Origin of the sequence: Micromonospora sp. NPDC049282 (assembly GCF_043197045.1) — a bacterium.
Classification (GTDB): Bacteria; Actinomycetota; Actinomycetes; order Mycobacteriales; family Micromonosporaceae; genus Micromonospora.
The window spans coordinates 1-17,664 of the sequence record NZ_JBICSL010000018.1; the positions used below are offsets into that span (position 1 = coordinate 1).

Consider the following 17,664-nt stretch of genomic DNA (forward strand, 5'->3'; position numbering starts at 1 on the left):
CCGCTGTTGGTGTCGCGGAGGTAGAAGGTGGAGGTGCTGGGTCGGAAGACGCCGACGGTGTCGACGCCGTCGCCGTTCCAGTCACCCGAGATCGGAATGTCCTCCAGGCGAGGAGCGGCGACATCCCAGAGGCTGTCGACGATGATCTGGGCGTCCGGCGCCTGAACCTGGTAGCGGTCGGGGTAGGCGGACACCTGCACCGCCTGGCAGACCGTGCCGATCGGGGCGCTGGCCCAACTGCCGTTGGGATACTTCCGCACCATCGCGTCGAGGAAGGCGTTCGTGGCGTAGGCCGGGTTGAGCCGCTCAGCCCGGGTGCCCCACCACTCCTGCTGCTGGAACAGACCGAGGCTGGTGTGGTCCACCTCCTCGCTGATGTTCTGCAGGTGCGTCTCGACGATCACGGTGGTGATCGCGATGACCGCCGCGCGGGAGGAGAGGCCCCGCTCCCGTACCGCCTCGACCACCTCGCGGGCGCAGGAGACGCGGTACGCCGTCATGTAGCCGCGCATGTCGGAGTTCAGCCGCGAGTTGAGCTGGGTCGCGAGCGTCCCGTCGGCCCCGGTGGGACCGTTGGGGTCGCACGCCACCGTCTGGTACAGCGCGGTCAGCGGGGCGAGTGCCGGCGGCAGGTCCGGCTGCTGGGTCGCCTCCGCGCCGAGCGCGGGGGATGCGCCGATCAGCGTGGCCAGCACGACCGTGGCGCAGATGGGCGATACTTTCGAGAGCACGTTGTCCACCAGTGGTAATCCGTTCGCCGAGGGATCCGTCTACCGACCGGGTCGGGTCGACCGGGCCTGCGGTCAGACTCGGGCACGCCCCTGACGGACGGCTGACACCTGACTTCCAGGACCGATCCCGTATCCGGTACGACGGAAGGAACCCCCGTTGTCGTCCTCCGACCTGCTGCTGTCCCGCCGTGACCTGGCGTTTCTGCTGCACGACTGGCTGGACGTGAGCCGGCTGACCGAGCGGCCCCGCTACGCCGAGCACACCCGCGAGACCTTCGACGCGGTGCTCGACCTCGCCGCGCGGGTCGCCGCCGAGAAGTTCGCCCCGCACAACCGGGCCGCCGACACGAGCGAGCCCACCGTCGACGGTGGACGTGTACGCACCATTCCGCAGGTCAAGGCCGCCCTGGACGCGTTCGCCGACACCGGGCTGTTCGCCGCCACGCTGGACGAGTCGGTCGGCGGCATGCAGCTCCCGCACGCGGTGGCCGCCGCCGCGTTCGCCTGGTTCCAGGCCGCCAACGTGGGCACCTCGGCGTACCCGTTCCTCACCCTCGGCAACGCCAACCTGCTGCTCGCCCACGGCAGCCCCGAGCAGGTCGACACCTGGGTCCGCCCGATGGTGCAGGGCCGGTTCTTCGGCACCATGTGCCTGTCCGAGCCGCAGGCCGGCAGCTCCCTGGCCGACCTCACCACCCGCGCCGAGCCGCAGGACGACGGCACCTACCGGCTCACCGGCACCAAGATGTGGATCTCCGCGGGTGACCACGAGCTGGCCGAGAACATCGTGCACCTGGTCCTCGCCCGCATCCCCGGCGGGCCACCCGGCGTGAAGGGCCTGTCCCTGTTCGTCGTACCGAAGGTGCTGCTCGACGGCGACGGCGCGCCCGGCCCGCGCAACGACGTGGTGCTGGTCGGGCTCAACCACAAGCTCGGCTACCGGGGCGCCACCAACACGCTGCTCAACTTCGGCGAGGGCGTGCACCGGCCGTACGGGCGGGCCGGCGCGGTCGGCCATCTGGTCGGCACGCCGCACCAGGGGCTGGCGCTGATGTTCCACATGATGAACGAGGCGCGCATCGGCATCGGCGCCGGCGCCACCGCGCTCGGCTACACCGGCTACCTGAAATCCGTCGCGTACGCCCGGCAGCGGCCGCAGGGCCGCCCGGTCGCGGACAAGGACCCCACCGCCCCGCAGGTGCCGATCGTCGCCCACCCCGACGTACGCCGGATGCTGCTGGCCCAGAAGAGCTACGTGGAGGGCGCTCTCGCGCTCGTCCTCTACTGCGGTCGGCTGCTCGACGAGGAGAAGACCGCACCCGCCGAGTCCGACCGGGAGCGGGCGCACCTGCTGCTGGAACTGCTCACCCCGATCGCCAAGAGCTGGCCGTCGCAGTGGTGCCTGGCCGCCAACGACCTGGCCATCCAGGTGCACGGCGGCTACGGCTACACCCGCGACTACGACGTCGAGCAGCACTGGCGGGACAACCGGCTCAACGCCATCCACGAGGGCACCCACGGCATCCAGGCGCTCGACCTGCTCGGCCGCAAGGTCACCATGCGCGAAGGCGCCGCGTTGGAGCTGCTGCTGGAGACGATGCGCGCCACGGTGAACCGGGCCTGGAAGGCGGACGGGTTCGCCGCCGACCTGGCTGGACGGCTCGGGGCGGCGGTGGACCGGATCGCGGTGGTGACCCGGCGGTTGTGGGCGACCGGTGATCCGGAGGTGGCGCTGGCGAACGCCTCGGTCTACCTGGAGGCGGTCGGGCACGTGGTGGTCGCGTGGATCTGGCTGGAGCAGGTGCTCGCGGCGGAGACGTTGGGGTCACCGGAGGGGCCCGAGGGGGACTTCCTGGCGGGGAAGCGGGCGGCGGCGCGGTACTTCTACCGGTGGGAGCTGCCGAAGGTGGCGGCGCAGTTCGACCTGCTGGAGAGCCTGGACCGCACCACGTTGGACGCGCGCGAGAGCTGGTTCTAGGAAACGCGCGCCGATCAGCGGCATCGTCGCCCTCTCGTCATCCGACCCGTACCCGATGTCCGTGTCTGCGTCGGGGTTACGATGACGCGGGTGGCGACGGACAAGTGGGCACAGTGGCTCTTGACCCGTCGGGACGGCAACAGCGCGGGCTTGCGCGCCCGCAACGCCCTGGATCTGGCGGCGTTCCGGGACGGCGTCCTTGCGGGAGCTGACCTGGCGGCCGACGACGTGGTCCTCGACGTGGGCTGCGGGACGGGACTGATCGGATTCGGCGCGCTGGCTCGACTCGGCCCGGACGGTCATGTCATTTTCAGCGATGTCTCGCTGGATGTGCTCGACGAGTGCCGGCGCACCGCCAGTGGCGACGGGCGGTGCAGCTTCGTGGTCGCGTCGGCCGATGATCTCACCGGAATCGCCGACGCCTCTGTCGACGTCGTGACCACCCGGTCGGTGCTCATCTACTCCGATCGGCTGCCGGCGAAGGCCAAGCCGATCCGCCGTGAGCGAGGCCACCTGGTCGATCACCACGCGCAGCCGTAAGGCCGCCGCCTTCGCGGAGTTCTTCCGGGTCCTGCGGCCGGGCGGACGGATCTCCCTGTTCGAACCCATCAACCGCTTCATGGAGCGGCTCCGGCCCGATGATCTGTTCGGCACGGGCAGGACGCCCGTGAATGCCCTGATCGCCAAGGTCCACGATGTCTACCGGGGCACCACCGAGGACACCGCCCGATCGATGATGGACTTCGACGAGCGTGACCTCGTCGACTGGACGATGGCCGCCGGCTTCGAGGCGGTGGAACTGGATTACCGCGCCCAGGTCGACGTGCCAGCCGACCCGATCGGGGACTGGGAGACACTCAAGCGCGTGGCGCCCAACCCCCTGGTCCCCACGTACGGCGAAGCGGTCGCCGCCGCCCTGACCGACGACGAACGCGAGCGTCTCGACAAATACATGACCGCCCTGGCCGCAGCCGGCACGCCGACGCGGCGCACGATGGCCACGGCGTTCCTTCGCGCACGGCGTCCGCACCGGAACCGCTGAACCGTAAGCGGAGTTCCCGCGCCTCCAGCATCACGATGTCGATGCCCGCTACGTTCAGCGTTGGTGGTAGGCGTGCAGCCCGAGCAGGAGCCCGGCGGGGTCGATGACGTAGCAACCGCGGCCGACGCCGGCCAGCTCGAACGGCGGTACGACGACCCGTGCCGCCGTGCGCGCCGAACCGTGCCGCCGTGCGCGCCGACCGCAGCGTTTGCCGCGTCCAGGTCCGCCCGCCGGGTGGGCCAGGTGCTTGATGCCGGCAGGGCTGGCAGGCAATACCCTTGACCATGAGCACGGCTTTCTCCGGCACGTCAAACGCTCGGGCTCGACCGGTCCGCGCTCGCTGCTCGACTCGAGAGGCACGCCTATGCCCGGTACGACCGAACCCGTCACGTACCTCATCGTGGACGGGGAGAACATCGATGCCACTCTCGGCAACAGTGTGCTGGAGCGCCGGCCGGCCCCTGCGGAGCGACCTCGGTGGGAGCGTCTGCGGGACTTCGCGCGGGACACGTGGCAGCAGCCGGTGAAGGCGCTGTTCTTCCTCAACGCCTCGGGCGGCGGTCTGCCGATGCCCTTCGTCCGGGCCCTCCTGAGCATGGAATACCGGCCCATTCCGCTCGCTGGATCATCGGATCAGAAGGTGGTGGACATCGGCATCCAGCGGACGTTGGAGGCTATCGCCCGGCGCTCGGGCAATGTGATGCTCGCCAGCCACGACGGCGACTTCCTGCCGCAGGTCGACGAGCTCCTACGGAGTGATCATCAGGTCGCGGTCGTCGGGTTCAAGGAGTTCCTCAACGCCGGCTTCGCCGACCTGCCGGGCCTGCAGGTATTCGACATCGAGGAGGATGCGGGCTGCTTTACCAACGTCCTTCCCCGGGTTCGCATCATCGACCTCGAAAGCTTCGACCCTGAGCGCTTCCTGTAGGCCGGACAGCATCCGCGGACCGGCCGCAAGGGCGGTGGTCGCCGTGCCCACTGTGGCCCAGCACCGATCAGGTGCCCCCGCACCTTCGTCAACGCTTCAAGGTCTCGAGGCACAGGATCAGCACTTGGCCGTCCTCGAAAGTCTTCCAGAAGACGTCGTCGGCTGTCGGGGAGCCGGAGCATGCCTCATCGAGGACCTGCTCTGTCACCGGGCTCGGCCTTATCGCGCTGTCCACCACTCGTCTGCGGGCGGCCGGATCCTCACAGGCGACGATGCGCGCGTCCGCTGCCGTCTCCCCGGCTACGCAGTCCCCAATCTCGGCGGAGAACCTCTCTACATCCCGTACGCTGCGGACGAAGCCGAGGACACAACTGATCGCGCCAACGACGGCAAGAATCGCGACCGCAACCGCCGCGAACGCCCGTAGGCCCAACGCCCGAGATCTCTGTTCAGCGGGCAACGACATCAGCACTCCAGTGAAGTGTCGGCAGGGTCGGTGGCATCCAAGGTAGAGTTCGCCGTCAATCGCTGCCACACGACGCCTGTTGGTCCGGACGGCGCCTGGAGCCGCCGATGAAGATTGAGCCCCGCCAGCGGCCTCCTCGACCTGCCGAACGCTCGATCAGCGGCTCACTCGGCGTCGGTGAGCAGTCGGGCGGCCAGGGCGCGTATCTCGTCCTTGAGTTTGTCCGGTCGGTCGATCGTGAACGGCCAGCCGAGGCCGGCGAGCATCTGTGCCGCACCGTCGAGCCGTTCGACCCGGGTGGTGAGGCGCACTCCGTCGGGCACCTCGGTAAGCGTGCCGACCGACGGCGGGATCCGTCGCTGCGCCTGCTCCAGGCTGGTGTGCAGTACCACGGACATGTCGTGCGCGTACGGCACGGCTGCCAGACCGGCAAGTACCCGCGTGGTGGGATCGAAGCCGGCCGGGATGTCGAACCTGCCCTGGGCGGGGTGGGCTGTCCCGATCCGGTCGAGCCGGAACGTCCGCACGGCCCGGCGGTGGTGGTCGTGACCGGTGACGTACCACCGGCCGGCGTGGAAGACCAGCCCGTACGGGTCGAGTTGCCGCTCGCCGGACCGGCCGCGCCAGGTGGTGTAGGTGATGCTCACCGGTTGCTGATGTCGGGCCGCTTCGGCGAGCACCAGCAACACCTCGATGCCGGGCGGGGCGGACTTGCGGACCGGTGCGGTGAAGTCCACGGTGTCCAGCAGCGAATCGATCCGCCGGGTGAGGGCGGCCGGCAGCACCCGGCGGATCTTCGCGGTCGCGCTCTCGGCGGCCGCGCCTTCGGCGGTGACCAGCCCTGCCCGGGTGGCGGCGACGAGCCCGAGCATGACGGCGACCGCCTCCTCGTCGGTGAGCATGAGTGGCGGCAGCTTGTATCCGGGCCCGAGCCGGTACCCGCCGTAGCGACCGCGCCGGGCCTCGACCGGGATGCCGAGGTCGGCGAGGTGCGCAGCGTAGCGGCGGACCGTGCGCTCGTCGACGCCCAGCCGACCGGCCAGGTCCGCGACGGTGAAGCCGCCACCGGCCTGGAGGATCTCCAGCAACGCCAGTACGCGCGCGGTGGGCCGGGCCAATGATCTGACTCCTAATCCGGGCGGAATCTGTCCGGTATTGATCATAGCGTGTGGCGCATGACGACATTCGTACTGGTTCCCGGGTTCTGGCTCGGCGCGTGGGCCTGGCGCCCGGTCGCCGCCGCCCTGCGTGGGCAGGGCCACGAGGTGTATCCGCTGAGCCTGACCGGCCTGGGCGAGCGCGCCCACCTGGCCCGCCCGGACACCGACCTCGACGTCCACGTCACCGACGTGATCAACCTGCTGCGCTACGAGGACCTGCACGAGGTGGTCCTCGTCGGGCACAGCTACGCCGGCGCGGTCGTGACGACCGCCGCCGCCGACCGCATGACCGACCGCATAGCCCAGTTGGTATTCGTCGACACCGGCCCACTACCCGACGGGGCGGCGAACGACGATTTCAGCCCACCCCAGGAGCGTGAACGCAACGCGGCGATGGTCGCCGAACAAGGCGATGGCTGGCGGCTGCCACCCCCGCCGTGGGCCGAACTGGCGGCGAGAGCAGCAGATGTGGATGAATCGGTCGTCGCGCTGCTCGCTGAGCGGTCGGCGGCCCAACCGTGGGCGACCGCCACCACCCCGGTGCGGCTCACCGGGGCGTGGGAGAAGCTGCCCCGCCTCGGTGTGCTGTCGAGCTTCACCGTCGAGCAGGTGCGCGAGATGGCCGCCACCGTGCCGCTGTGCCAGCACATGACCGGCAACTCGTGGCGGTACGAGGAACTACCGACGTGGCACTGGCCGATGCTCAGCCGACCGGCCGAGCTGGCCCGGATCCTGCACGAAGCCAGGCCGTCGGCATAGCCGGCGATGCCCGGGTGACCGCGCACCGAGGTCACCCGGGCGCCGGTGCGCAATCGCGGACGGGCATCGAAACCATTTGATCTTGGCGAGACATATGGCAAGGCAGGAAGGCGCCGCCGATGGCTTGAATGGGCAGCGTTGCGTTCCCGGTCATCAGCCGATCGGATGACCGAAGGCGATGATCGGCTCTTTCCATGTGCGACGGACCACCTGCGACGCTTAGGAAGGAGGCATGACCAACGAGCGGACCGTGCCCCTGCTGCCGTGCGCATCCATTGACGACATCGAGACCTTCTACGGAGTTCTCGGTTTCCGCACCACATACAAACAACGCAAGCCCAATGCGTGCGTGGGGGTGCAGCGGGAAGACCTGCATCTGCAGTTCTTCGAGATCGCCGGATTCGACCCGGAGCAGTCCTATGGCTCCTGTCTCGTACTCACCGAGGACATCGAGGGACTACATCGGGCGTTCACAGCCGGCATGCGTGCCGCGTACGGCAAGGTGCTGGTGTCCGGAACACCGCGGATGACCCGGCCCAGGGCGCGGAAGAACGCCGACGGGTTGGGTGGATTCAGCGTCATCGACCCGGGCGGCAACTGGATCCGCGTCTTTCGGGACGCCGCCACCGCGCCCATGCCGGCCGCCACCCCTGCCGGGCGGCTGGCCAAGGCCCTGGCAAATGCTGTCGTGCAGGCCGACTCCAGGGGAAGCGTCGGACAGGCCGTTCGGATCCTCGACAGCGCGTTGGCCCGCGCGCACGCCGACGACGACCCGGTCGAGCAGGTAGAGGTCCTGGTCTACCGCGCCGAACTCGCGATGGTGCTGCACGATCCAAAGACCGCGGCCGAGATGCTGGCCCGCGCCCAGTCCGTCACGCTCACCGAACACGAATCCGAAAGGGCGGCACCCGCGTTCGACAACGCCGCCGACCTCGCAGCGGCACTGCGGTGACTCACCATACGAACGCCTCCCTCATCTCGGCTACGTCCGGCCGTCCTCGTAGCTGCCACGCCGAGGTCGGCGGCTCCGGAAGGCTACGGACGTGCCGGCACCGGCACGCGCACGATCGGCGGCAAGAGCGTGCGTCACCTCCTTGGGCTAACCCCAGTCGTCGGGGTCGGCGTCGAGGGCGTCCAGTTGTGCCTGGATCTCCGACAGAAGCGCAGCGGGTAGAACTACGACAAAGTCGTAGCTTTCGGGGTCTTGGCCCACACTCAAGGTGAGCTGGCCGTCGCTCGTCCACCACACGCGGCTTTTCGCCGACGTCCCGACGCTGACGTCCACCAGCGGCATGAGGTGCGTTGTGGGTGGCTTTCTCTGGGCGTTGCGGTTGTATACCGCGACCTGGTTCGGTGATACTCGCGGCGTGCCCGTGCCGTATGAAGAGGTCTCGCACTTGGCGCGTATCGTCCTTTTCGTCAGCGTCGGCGCCTTCTCTGCGGGCGAACTCTCACAGGCGCTCCGCGTACGCCGCAGCGCGACGCGCGCCAGTGTGCGCGCGGAGATCGTGTTCAGAGCGATGTTCTTCAGTGCGATCCTGCTGTTGCCCGTCGGTCGAGCTGTCGCCCCAGGCGCCGTGATCGCCGGTGGTGTGTGGCTGTTCGCGCTTGGCGTGGTGATCGGGTGGCTCGGCCTGCTGCTGCGCTGGTGGTCTTTTGCGAGCCTGGGAAACTACTTCACCGTGGTGGTGAAGACCAGTGAGGACCAGCCGGTTGTGGAACGGGGTCCATACAGGGTTCTGCGACACCCGAGCTACACCGGCCTACTGCTCGCCATCGCGGGAGGCGGCCTGATGTTGGGAAATTGGGTCAGCGCCGTGGGCGCGGCCGGCTTGGTGCTGATCGCCCTGATCTATCGCCTTCGGATCGAGGAGCGCGCCCTGAGTACGGCACTGGGCGACCGCTACCGAGAGTTTGCAGCGGGCCGCGCCCGGCTCATCCCCTACGTGTGGTAACCCTGGCTACCCAGCCCGATCCGTCTCGCCTACGCGGAACCTTGATGTGGCAGCAGGTTCGCGCGCTCATCGACAAGTCCGGACGTCGGCTCCAATTCGCTTGACATGACACTCCGTAACGCGCGGATCGCGGCATGTGCGTGCGTTCGCTCGCGGTCCAGGCGGCGACGTTCCCGCCCCGCCCCTGTCTTGGCGAGGGAGGGATTAGGCTCCGATGGAAAGCGTGCTTGACATACACGCGATGGCCGGACATGCTTCCATCATGACAAGCAAGCTTGACACGAACATGCGGAGTCGCGGGGACCGCGCCCGCACCCGCGCCTACTTCCGCGACTTCGCCCCCGCCATGGCCGCCTACGTCGTGGCTATCGTCGCCGTCGTCGCCTGGGGTGACCTCGACGGCGAGAGTCCGTGGCGCTTCGCCTGGGCGTTGCTGCCCGTGCTGCCCGTCCTGGGCGTGGTTCGTGCCGTGGTGCGCGGTCTACGCCGCTCCGATGAGTACGCCCAGCTGGTCCAGCTGCGCAGCCTCGCAGTCGGCTTCGCCGTCGCCATGGTCGCGTGCGTGGTCCTCGGCATGCTGATGGCCGCGAGCCTGAGCGTGCCGGCCGGTCCCTGGCTGGCTTTCAGCGCTGGGATGGGCTCGTGGGGAGTGACCGCTGCCGTCGCCTCCCGTTGAGTGCACCGGACACTAGTCGTGAAAAACCGCATCCGGCAACTGCGCACCGACCGCGGCTGGACCCAGGCCGCTCTCGCAGACCTCTTGGACGTCTCTCGGCAGACCGTCAACGCCTTGGAGACCGGCCGCTACGACCCCAGCCTGCCGCTGGCCTTCCGCCTGGCGCGCCTACTCGGTCAACCCCTCGAAGCGATCTTCGACCCCGAAGACGAACACCACGCCGCCCCGCCACTGCTCTGACCCAGAGACATCCGCAGATCGACAGAGTCGGACGTCTGAGAGCCTGGTCGAACGCGCGCGCGTCGCGGTAGATCCGGATGCGGACTGACTCACGCAGAGCACCCTTCGCGCTCGGTGCCGATCTTGGTAGCTTTCGGCCGTGACTGATGACCGCACGGTCGTTCGCCGTTTCGAGCCCTACGCCGATCATCTGGCCTTCGTCATTTCGGACGCGGAGGCGACCGAGGACATCTTTGACGAAGACACCTGGGACAAGGCCGATGACACCTGGCGCATCGCTGGAGAGCGTCACTGCGTCGTGGTCGGGACGGCCCGCTACGACTACGTACCGGTGAGGCTGGCACTGGTGGATACGCCTCCCGAAGATGCATCTCTCGACGCCTTCGACCATGTCGTCGAAGCAGACATTCTGGTGCCCTCGGGGAAGATGGCAGTGACCGGTGCCACGGAGCTTCCGAGCGAGGTTGAACCTGTGCCGCTGCCGGCAGGTCGATACCGCGTTCGGGTCGCGTACGCGCAGACAGACCGCCGGCCGGCCAGGTTTGATCTGGAAGGTGTGGGTGACCATCTGGAGTACCAAGTCACCATGTGGCCGACCGACGCAGACCTCGGCGTGTACGTCTTGAAGCAAGGCCCATCGCCTTGGGCGTCCTGATGAGTATTACGCACGAAAGGCGCCGCACCCGGTAACGACGGACTGCGGCAGCTGCGGATGCCGCATCGAGGCTTCGCGGACCGCATGATTTGTCGTACCCGATCGTAGGATCATCGGCCATGACTCGCACCACGCCGCCGCGGCCGCTGGACATAACGGAGCTCTTTCCCGAGTTGAGGGAGCACTCGGCGACGGCCACGCGGCTGCATCCCCGGCCCGGTACGCCGACGGCCGCCGCCAGTTCGGTCGGTGGGCCGCTGCTGTGGCCGGCGGATGAGGTTTGGCCAGTGTGCACAGATGGCGATGCTCATTACATCTTCCGGCTCCGGACGCCGTCGGCGGTCCGCCGCAGCCGGGAGATCTACGCGGCGGCGCAGGCCCGTGCCAACGCGACGGGCACTCGTTACGCTCTGAGCGACCAGGAGCGAGCGCAGTTGCCGGGCCTCGACTTCTCCGAGCCGCACAACCTGGTGAACCAGCCGATCTCCCTGGTCCCGGTGGCGCAGCTGTACCGCCGGGATGTTCCCGACTTCGCCGGCCCGGACGGCGCCGATCTGTTGCAGGTGCTGTGGTGCCCGCTGGACCACCCCGAGGAGGGTTACAACCCGCGGATACGGCTGTACTGGCGGCGCAGCGCCGACGTCAGCCGGCCCTTGGCCGCGGCCCCGGAGCCCCCCGTTGTCAACGACTCCTATCTGCCGACTCCCTGCGTCGTGTACCCGGAACAGATTCGCGAGTACCAGTACGGCGGACTGCTGCCCGAGGAACTCGACGCCCGGATCATCTCCTGGCAGGAGGAAACCGAGGAGGAATCCGACGACGAGGAGGGAATCGACTATCAGTTCGACCTGTCCCTGGCACCGGGCTGGAAGGTGGGCGGCTTCGCGAACTGGTCATTGACCGACCCGCATCCGGTGGACTGCACGGAGTGTGGCACGGCGATGACGCTGCTGTTCACTGCCGATTCCGGCGAGTGGCACGGGTCGGGCGGCAGCTGGCGACCGGTGGAAGATCCGGCGGAGGTTCCGCGCAACCCCACCGATGTCTCGATCGGCCGGGGTTATGCCCTGTACGTCTTCCGCTGCCCGGTCTCGTTCGATCACCCACCAGCCACCGCCATGCAGTGATCTCTCCGAACGTCGGCACCCGGAACGGCGCACCACTTTAGGCAGAGTCGGGCGGGAGCGGCTGGTGGGCGCTCGGTCGGCGGCGAATTCGGGTGCTCGGACGCCCGGACACGACCGTGCTGCACCGGGCCCGCAACGAGTCCGAGTGTCGGCTACCCAAACAGCCTCACATCGACAGATCGGGATGACGAGATGCCTGTGCTCCGGCGCAAGGACAATCAGCGACCTCCTCCATCACGACACGGGTGGGTTCAGCCATGCCATCGGTCGGCCGGTGAGTGCAGCGTCGGCGAGGCGTCGGGCGGACTTCGTCTTGAGCGTTCGGCGATCGACTCGGGTCCTTGACGCCGGCGAACCACCAGCCGGTGCGGGCGGCGCGTTTGAGCACGCCCGCCTCGAAGATGAACCTCATCGTCCCTGTGGCATCGCGGTCGTCGCTCATCTGCCACCACCTATGACTCGGCCGATGCGGAGCCTGTAAAGGATAAACCTCGCCTGTGGTCAGGAAATGACGATCCAGCGCTCGACATGGTTAACAAGGCCGCGGCCAGGGCGGGGCGCGGCATGCGTCCTTCGGCGGCCCGCGGTGTACGGTCCGAAAGGGGCAGCTCGTCCGGCAGCCTTTGGCCGTTGCGCGGGCCCTGGTTTTCTCCTGGGAGGCGAACGAGATGGTCGGGCGGACCGACACCATCGGAGCCCGGATCCGGTACTGGCGGATGGGTCGTGGCGGGATGAGTCAGGCGGTCCTCGCCGGGCTGGCCGGGGTCAGCCAGTCCTACATCTCCCAGGTCGAGTCAGGCCGCAAGACGATCGACCGGCGGTCCACCCTGGTCGCGGTCGCCGCCGCGTTGCAGGTGACGGTCGCGGATCTGCTCGGTCAGGGTGTGGAGACCGGGGACCCCGCCCGCGAGCGTGCGGCCGAGTGCGTGCCGGCGATCTGGTCCGCGCTCATCGAGATCGAGGACGGCGAGCGGCGGCCGTCCACGCGCACACCTCAGGAGTTGGCAGCGGGTGTCGCACGAAGTGAGCAGCTCCGTCACCGCTCGAACTTCCCGGCCATGGCCCAGATGCTGCCGGGCCTGCTGCTGGAGAGCGCCACAGCAGGCGGGACCACGCTCGCGCAGGTGGCCTACCAGGCATCGGCCTGCCTGCGGCACCTCGGGTACCGGCACCTGGCGTTGAACGCGGCACGGGTGGCGGTGTCGGCCGCCGAGGACGTGGCGGAACCGGCATGGCTGGGCGCGTCCCGCTTCGCGTACGCGCAGAGCCTGCCCATCGAGTCGGCGTCCCTGGCGGCGCGGGCGGCCGACCGATCGCTGGCGGAACTCCAGTCCGCCGCATCCGATGAGCGGGTCCGCCAGATGCTGGGCCAGTTGCACCTCTCGGCGGCGCTGGCGTCGACGGTGAGTGGTCGGCCGGATGTCGCGCGCGACCACCTGACCGAGGCGGCCCGGGAGGCCGCGACGCTCGGGGATCCCCAGGACGGGATGGGGTTCAACGGCTGCGGGTTCGGACCGACCAACGTGGCGCTGTGGGAGATGTCCATCGCCGGTGAGTCGGGCGAGCCCGGCCGTGTGATCGAGCTGTCCCGCACCGTACGACCCCAGGTTCTCGCGGCGTCGATCCGGCAGATGTCGTACTGGCTCGACCTCGGGCGCGCGCTGGCCGACTCCGGTCGTCGGGACGGGGAGGCGCTTGCGGCGTTCGTCCGCGCGGAGCAGGCGGCGCCGGTGCCGTTCTCGCTCAATCCGCTCGCTCAGGATGCCGTCGTCGCGATGGCGCAACGGGCCAAACGCCGGGCGGTGCCCAACGAACTTCGTCTGCTGGCCGGACGTCTCGGCATCATCCTGACCCCATAACCGCGAGTGATTTCCTTCTCACCGTCAGCTTCTAATGTCCCCTCCGGGTGAGGCGCCCGCTTCGCCCTGGTCCCAGCAGACGGAGGCGGGCATGGGCGGTCGGAACAGGCGGACCGGAAGCCGCAGTGGCCAGCGGATCCAGGCGGCCGAATGGGAGGCGGCCAAGCAACGGATCCTTTCCTTGGCCGAATCGGGCCAGCGACAAAGTGTCCCATCAAGGTCGGGGGACAGGATCAGCGGTGCCGCGCCCTCCGCGCCGCGCAGGCGTCTGCTGCCGTACGACGGCCACCTGCTCGCCGTGGTGCTGACGCTCGTGCGTCGCCACCGGCCGGTCTGGTCGTGGCGCAGGTGGCGGTGGGTGTGCCGGTGCGGCGCCGACCTGCCCTGCCGGGTCCGCCACCGGGTGCCCATCGGCCGGTCGCACTGGCTGCCGGGCGACCGCGGGTGAACGACAGGCGCGAGGAGGGGGTGCGGGCGGGGGAACGGGCGCGCTCCACTCCGTACCTCTGTGGGGTGTGGGGGTGAGCGCGCACGGGCCGGTGCTGCCGGTCTGGACGTGCGACGGTTGCGGCGGGCCGTGGCCGTGCGAGACGCGCCGGCGCGAGCTGCGGGCGGAGTACGCGGGCGCGCCGATCTCGTTGGCGTTGTACATGGGGGCGCAGTTGGCGCGGGCGACGGCGGACCTGAGCTGGGCGCCGGCTAGGGCGTTGCACCGGCGGTTCCTGGGGTGGCTGCGGTGAGGGGCCGCTCGTGAACTCGGTGGCGTGAGCGCCGGGCCAGGCGTGAGGATGCGTCCATGGCGCACGATCCGTTGCTCGCCCGGGCTCGCGGGGCCTGGCTCAAGACGGCCGGCGTGCCGATGGCCTTCCCCGATGCTCGGCCGGAACCGTCCCGCCGGGTGGCGCGGGCGCTGGGCTTCCGCCAGCTCGGCGCGCAACTGAGCCTCTCGCTTACGGGGGAGTGACGGCATGGAGTACGGCACCCGCGACGATCTGCTCCGCCACCTGGCCGAGGCGGTCGGCGCCGTGCCGGCCGGACATCCGACGCGGGTCGCCGTCGACGGGCCGCCCGCCGCCGGCAAGACCACGCTCGCCGACGAGCTGGCCGGCGTCCTGCGCGCGCGGGGCCGGCACGTCATCCGGGCGACGGTCGACGACTTCCTCGTTCCCCGGGAGCGGCGCTATGCGCGCGGCGAGTTCTCGGCCGAGGGCTGTTACCTCGACGCCCACGACCACGGCGCGTTGAACCGGGTGCTGCTCGATCCGCTCGGCCCGGGAGGAGACCGACGCTTCCGGCACGCGGTCTACGACCACGCGACGGACGCCGTGCCGTCCCCGCCGGTCCGGACCGCCCCGGCCGACGCCGTGCTGGTCTTCGACGGTGTCTTCCTGATGCGCCCGGAACTGGTCGACCGGTGGGACCTGCGCGTCCTCGTGTCGGTCGCGCTCGACCGGACCGTCGAACGTGCCGTGACGCGTGAGCGTCGGGTGTCCTCGCGGGCCGAGGTCGAGCGGCGCTGGCGGGAGCGTTACCTCCCCGCCCAGCAGCTCTACTTCACCACGGTCCGTCCGAGCGACCGCGTCGACGTCGTCGTGCACAACGACGAGCCGCAGCGGCCGGCCTGGCAGATCCGGCGACGCTGACGGCGCTCGCTCCGCCTACCGCGCGGGTTCCAGCACGACGACCGGGATCGTGCGGGTGGTCTTCCGCTCGTAGTCGGCGAAACCCGGGTATGCGGCCTTCTGCGCGTCCCAGATCCGGTCCCGCTCGTCCCCGTCGGTGACCCGGGCGACCAGGTCGACGGTGTCCGTGCCGATCTCGGCCCGGACCCGCGGCTGGGCGAGCAGGTTGTGGTACCAGTCGGGATTGGTGGGCGCGCCGGCCTTGGACGCGAACACGGCGTAGCCGTCGTCCAGCTTCTGGTACATCATCGGGTTGACCCGAGGCTGGCCGCTCTTCGCGCCGACGGTGTGCAGCAGCAGCAGCGGGGCGCCCGCGAACTGCCCACCCACCCGGCCGCCGTTGGCCCGGAACTCGGAAATGATCTTGTCGTTCCAGTCGCTCACGTCTGCTCCTCACTCCCGCCGGTCGGCGGTCCGAACACTACCCTGATCCTTACCCAACAATTCGGCGGCGATGATGAGGCGACCAACACTGTTCCTGACTGTGGGACTTCCGTGCACCGGGAAGACCACCGCCGCCCGGCGCATCGAGGTCGAACGCAAGGCACTGCGTCTCACCAAGGACGAGTGGGTGAAGGCCCTCTACGGTGACGAGAATCCGCCCTCGGCCCAGGACGTGATCGAGGGACGACTCATCCAGATCGGGTTGCGCGCGCTCGAACTCGGCACCAACGTCGTGATCGACTTCGGCCTCTGGAGTCGGGACGAGCGCTCCGCCCTCCGGCAGGCCGCAGCCGACGTCGGCGCGGCGGTGGAGTTGCGGTACTTCGCACTCACCGCCACCGAGCAGCGTCGACGACTCGACCGGCGCCAGGCCGAAGCGCCGCACACGACGTGGCCCATGTCCGAGGAGGAACTCACCGAGTGGGCCGCCATTATCGAGATCCCGACGTCGGGTGAACTCGACGGCAGCGAACCCGTCGACGACCCACCGGCCGGATTCGCGACGTGGAACGAGTGGCGCACCCACCGCTGGCCGCCGTCGGTCTTCTGACGCCGGATCACCGGTTCTGAGCGGGTTGCGGGTCGTACTCGTCGTGCAGCCGCCACCACCGGTAGGGCTCGGTCTGCGGCCAGCCCTCCGGCGAGTCCTCCCAGTTCTCCCGCCGGCCGTACGGTGTGAGGTCGAGGAAGGTCCAGTTGCTGCCGAGCCGTTCCACCCCGCGGGCGGTGGTGGAGTAGGTGCGGAAGACCTGGTCACCGACGCGGAGGAAGACGTTCAACCCGAACCCGTCACCAGCTCCCATGTCGACGTTGAAGCTGTTGTTCAGTGACGAGTACCAGGGCAGGGCCCAGCCCATTCTCCGCCGCAACGTCATGAGGTCGGCCAGCGGACCACCGGACGTCAACGTCAGAGTGACATCGCGGGCGTTGAGGTGAGCCAGGTGTCCGACATTGTCGGCGAACATCGAGCAGCCGGTGCAGGCATCCTCGGCGCCGTGCCACATGAAGGTGTAGACGATGAGTTGACTGCGGCCCTGGAACAGGTCGACCAGAGTGGCCGGTCCGTCCGGACCCTCGAACACATAGTCCCGCTCGACCGGTGCCATCGGTAGCCGGCGACGCGCTGCGGCTACCTTGTCCAGCTCACGGGTGAGCATCTTCTCCTGGACGCGCACGCTGTCCAGCGCGGCCTGCCAGTCCTCGGTCGGCACGATGGGCGGGTGGTTCATGCGGCCTCTTCTCGGGCTCTTCCGGCTTGAGGTGGGAACGTGCCCCCAAGCCCGTTCCCTGACGGAACGGACTGGAGGTGACGGTAGCAGCATCCGTTCCCTGAGGGAACCTACTGGCGTATCGTGGCGTCATGCAGCGAACCCAGTTCGGCGCCATGACGTGCTCGATCGCCCGCACCCTCGATGTCATCGGTGAACCGTGGTCTCCGCTGATCCTGCGAGACGTCTACGCCGGAACGAACCGCTTCGAGCAACTCCAGCGAGGGCTCGGCATCTCCCGCAAGGTGCTTACCGAGAGACTGAACTGGCTGGTCGCCCAAGGGGTGCTCGCTCGACGTGAATACTCCGCCCGGCCGGTCCGTCACGAGTACACGCTCACCGACAAGGGGACGGAGTTGTGCGACCTACTCCTGGTCATGGTCCGATGGGGCGACCGGTGGACGGCGGGTGAGGCCGGTCCGCCGGTGCTCTACCGGCACCATGCCTGCGGCAGCACCAGCCATGTGGAACTGCGGTGCTCGGAATGCGAACGACCGATGCGTGCCACCGACATCGACCTGTTGCCCGGCCCCGGTGCCGGCGGACCGTCGGATCGGTCGACGACCGACGGGCAGGAGGGGGAACCTCACGGTTCGGCGAAGCCCTGACGTGGCGATGAATTCCGGGCAGATCCGCACACCGTTCGCCGTGGACCTGGCCGGCGACGCCATCGCGGCCGGATCGCCGCAACAGC

Annotated in this window: 23 protein-coding genes and 1 pseudogene; 17 read left to right on the top strand and 7 right to left on the bottom strand. The window is 69.1% G+C overall.

The genetic code is table 11. The annotated features are described in order from the left end of the window. Positions 1–740: pseudogene (locus ACGFI2_RS24670) on the bottom strand (hypothetical protein); the annotation flags it as partial. 148 nt (positions 741–888) lie between these two features. On the opposite strand from ACGFI2_RS24670, the gene ACGFI2_RS24675 reads away from it, so the two are divergent. The 4 genes from ACGFI2_RS24675 (at position 889) to ACGFI2_RS24690 (ending at position 4,679) form a co-directional block, all read left to right on the top strand. Further along, complete coding sequence (locus tag ACGFI2_RS24675) at positions 889–2,709, top strand: acyl-CoA dehydrogenase (protein ID WP_393521128.1); 1,821 nt, start codon at positions 889–891, stop codon at positions 2,707–2,709. A 90-nt stretch (positions 2,710–2,799) separates the two neighbouring features. Then, the gene (locus tag ACGFI2_RS24680; RefSeq protein WP_393521130.1) at positions 2,800–3,249 is read left to right on the top strand and encodes a class I SAM-dependent methyltransferase; all 450 of its coding nucleotides are present in this window, start codon (positions 2,800–2,802) and stop codon (positions 3,247–3,249) included. Continuing rightward, a complete protein-coding gene (locus ACGFI2_RS24685; RefSeq protein WP_393521132.1) occupies positions 3,209–3,751 on the top strand; it encodes a hypothetical protein in 543 nt (180 codons plus the stop codon). The genes ACGFI2_RS24680 and ACGFI2_RS24685 overlap by 41 nt, the downstream gene beginning before the upstream one ends. Before the next feature lie 250 nt (positions 3,752–4,001). Then, positions 4,002–4,679: an NYN domain-containing protein gene (locus tag ACGFI2_RS24690; protein ID WP_393521134.1), complete on the top strand. Its 678-nt coding sequence runs from the start codon at positions 4,002–4,004 to the stop codon at positions 4,677–4,679. 88 nt (positions 4,680–4,767) lie between these two features. On the opposite strand, the gene ACGFI2_RS24695 is transcribed toward ACGFI2_RS24690, so the two are convergent. Together ACGFI2_RS24695 and ACGFI2_RS24700 are read right to left on the bottom strand one after the other, a co-directional pair. Beyond that, complete coding sequence (locus tag ACGFI2_RS24695) at positions 4,768–5,151, bottom strand: hypothetical protein (protein ID WP_393521136.1); 384 nt, start codon at positions 5,149–5,151, stop codon at positions 4,768–4,770. Between the two features lie 158 nt (positions 5,152–5,309). Beyond that, the gene (locus ACGFI2_RS24700; RefSeq protein ID WP_393521138.1) at positions 5,310–6,263 is read right to left on the bottom strand and encodes a helix-turn-helix transcriptional regulator; all 954 of its coding nucleotides are present in this window, start codon (positions 6,261–6,263) and stop codon (positions 5,310–5,312) included. 57 nt (positions 6,264–6,320) lie between these two features. Here ACGFI2_RS24700 and ACGFI2_RS24705 point away from each other — a divergent pair, with 57 nt between their 5' ends. After that, positions 6,321–7,064, top strand: coding sequence for an alpha/beta fold hydrolase (locus ACGFI2_RS24705; RefSeq protein ID WP_393521140.1), 744 nt, complete (start codon positions 6,321–6,323; stop codon positions 7,062–7,064). A 232-nt stretch (positions 7,065–7,296) separates the two neighbouring features. Beyond that, complete coding sequence (locus ACGFI2_RS24710; RefSeq protein ID WP_393521142.1) at positions 7,297–8,016, top strand: VOC family protein; 720 nt, start codon at positions 7,297–7,299, stop codon at positions 8,014–8,016. Positions 8,017–8,163: 147 nt separating this feature from the next. Here ACGFI2_RS24710 and ACGFI2_RS24715 read toward each other — a convergent pair whose 3' ends face one another. Beyond that, complete coding sequence (locus ACGFI2_RS24715; RefSeq protein ID WP_393521144.1) at positions 8,164–8,358, bottom strand: hypothetical protein; 195 nt, start codon at positions 8,356–8,358, stop codon at positions 8,164–8,166. 10 nt (positions 8,359–8,368) lie between these two features. Between ACGFI2_RS24715 and ACGFI2_RS24720 the strand changes: the two genes are divergently transcribed. The 5 genes from ACGFI2_RS24720 (at position 8,369) to ACGFI2_RS24740 (ending at position 11,717) form a co-directional block, all read left to right on the top strand. Beyond that, positions 8,369–9,019 carry a methyltransferase family protein gene (locus ACGFI2_RS24720; protein WP_393521146.1) on the top strand — a complete coding sequence of 217 codons (651 nt, stop codon included), beginning with the start codon at positions 8,369–8,371 and terminating at the stop codon, positions 9,017–9,019. 262 nt (positions 9,020–9,281) lie between these two features. Further along, positions 9,282–9,695, top strand: a complete 414-nt coding sequence (locus ACGFI2_RS24725) for a hypothetical protein (RefSeq protein ID WP_393521148.1) — start codon at positions 9,282–9,284, stop codon at positions 9,693–9,695. A gap of 18 nt (positions 9,696–9,713) precedes the next feature. Continuing rightward, positions 9,714–9,935 carry a helix-turn-helix transcriptional regulator gene (locus ACGFI2_RS24730; protein WP_393521150.1) on the top strand — a complete coding sequence of 74 codons (222 nt, stop codon included), beginning with the start codon at positions 9,714–9,716 and terminating at the stop codon, positions 9,933–9,935. A 139-nt stretch (positions 9,936–10,074) separates the two neighbouring features. After that, positions 10,075–10,590, top strand: coding sequence for a hypothetical protein (locus tag ACGFI2_RS24735; RefSeq protein ID WP_393521152.1), 516 nt, complete (start codon positions 10,075–10,077; stop codon positions 10,588–10,590). A gap of 119 nt (positions 10,591–10,709) precedes the next feature. Next, on the top strand, positions 10,710–11,717 hold the full coding sequence (locus tag ACGFI2_RS24740; protein ID WP_393521154.1) for a hypothetical protein: 1,008 nt from the start codon (positions 10,710–10,712) through the stop codon (positions 11,715–11,717). Between the two features lie 166 nt (positions 11,718–11,883). Here ACGFI2_RS24740 and ACGFI2_RS24745 read toward each other — a convergent pair whose 3' ends face one another. After that, a complete protein-coding gene (locus tag ACGFI2_RS24745) occupies positions 11,884–12,159 on the bottom strand; it encodes a hypothetical protein (protein ID WP_393521366.1) in 276 nt (91 codons plus the stop codon). 226 nt (positions 12,160–12,385) lie between these two features. Between ACGFI2_RS24745 and ACGFI2_RS24750 the strand changes: the two genes are divergently transcribed. The 4 genes from ACGFI2_RS24750 (at position 12,386) to ACGFI2_RS24765 (ending at position 15,219) form a co-directional block, all read left to right on the top strand. Further along, positions 12,386–13,576, top strand: coding sequence for a helix-turn-helix domain-containing protein (locus ACGFI2_RS24750; protein ID WP_393521156.1), 1,191 nt, complete (start codon positions 12,386–12,388; stop codon positions 13,574–13,576). Positions 13,577–14,097: 521 nt separating this feature from the next. Then, positions 14,098–14,316, top strand: coding sequence for a hypothetical protein (locus ACGFI2_RS24755; RefSeq protein ID WP_393521158.1), 219 nt, complete (start codon positions 14,098–14,100; stop codon positions 14,314–14,316). Positions 14,317–14,372: 56 nt separating this feature from the next. Next, positions 14,373–14,540 carry a hypothetical protein gene (locus ACGFI2_RS24760; protein ID WP_393521160.1) on the top strand — a complete coding sequence of 56 codons (168 nt, stop codon included), beginning with the start codon at positions 14,373–14,375 and terminating at the stop codon, positions 14,538–14,540. Between the two features lie 4 nt (positions 14,541–14,544). Beyond that, positions 14,545–15,219 (top strand): AAA family ATPase, encoded by a 675-nt coding sequence (locus ACGFI2_RS24765; RefSeq protein WP_393521162.1) that lies wholly within the window; start codon positions 14,545–14,547, stop codon positions 15,217–15,219. 15 nt (positions 15,220–15,234) lie between these two features. Here ACGFI2_RS24765 and ACGFI2_RS24770 read toward each other — a convergent pair whose 3' ends face one another. Next, positions 15,235–15,642, bottom strand: a complete 408-nt coding sequence (locus ACGFI2_RS24770) for a nitroreductase family deazaflavin-dependent oxidoreductase (protein ID WP_393521164.1) — start codon at positions 15,640–15,642, stop codon at positions 15,235–15,237. A gap of 100 nt (positions 15,643–15,742) precedes the next feature. Between ACGFI2_RS24770 and ACGFI2_RS24775 the strand changes: the two genes are divergently transcribed. Next, positions 15,743–16,252 (top strand): AAA family ATPase, encoded by a 510-nt coding sequence (locus ACGFI2_RS24775; protein ID WP_393521166.1) that lies wholly within the window; start codon positions 15,743–15,745, stop codon positions 16,250–16,252. A 7-nt stretch (positions 16,253–16,259) separates the two neighbouring features. On the opposite strand, the gene ACGFI2_RS24780 is transcribed toward ACGFI2_RS24775, so the two are convergent. After that, positions 16,260–16,931, bottom strand: a complete 672-nt coding sequence (locus tag ACGFI2_RS24780) for a DUF899 domain-containing protein (protein ID WP_393521168.1) — start codon at positions 16,929–16,931, stop codon at positions 16,260–16,262. 131 nt (positions 16,932–17,062) lie between these two features. On the opposite strand from ACGFI2_RS24780, the gene ACGFI2_RS24785 reads away from it, so the two are divergent. Then, positions 17,063–17,578 (top strand): winged helix-turn-helix transcriptional regulator, encoded by a 516-nt coding sequence (locus ACGFI2_RS24785; protein WP_393521170.1) that lies wholly within the window; start codon positions 17,063–17,065, stop codon positions 17,576–17,578. Positions 17,579–17,664: the final 86 nt, after the last annotated feature.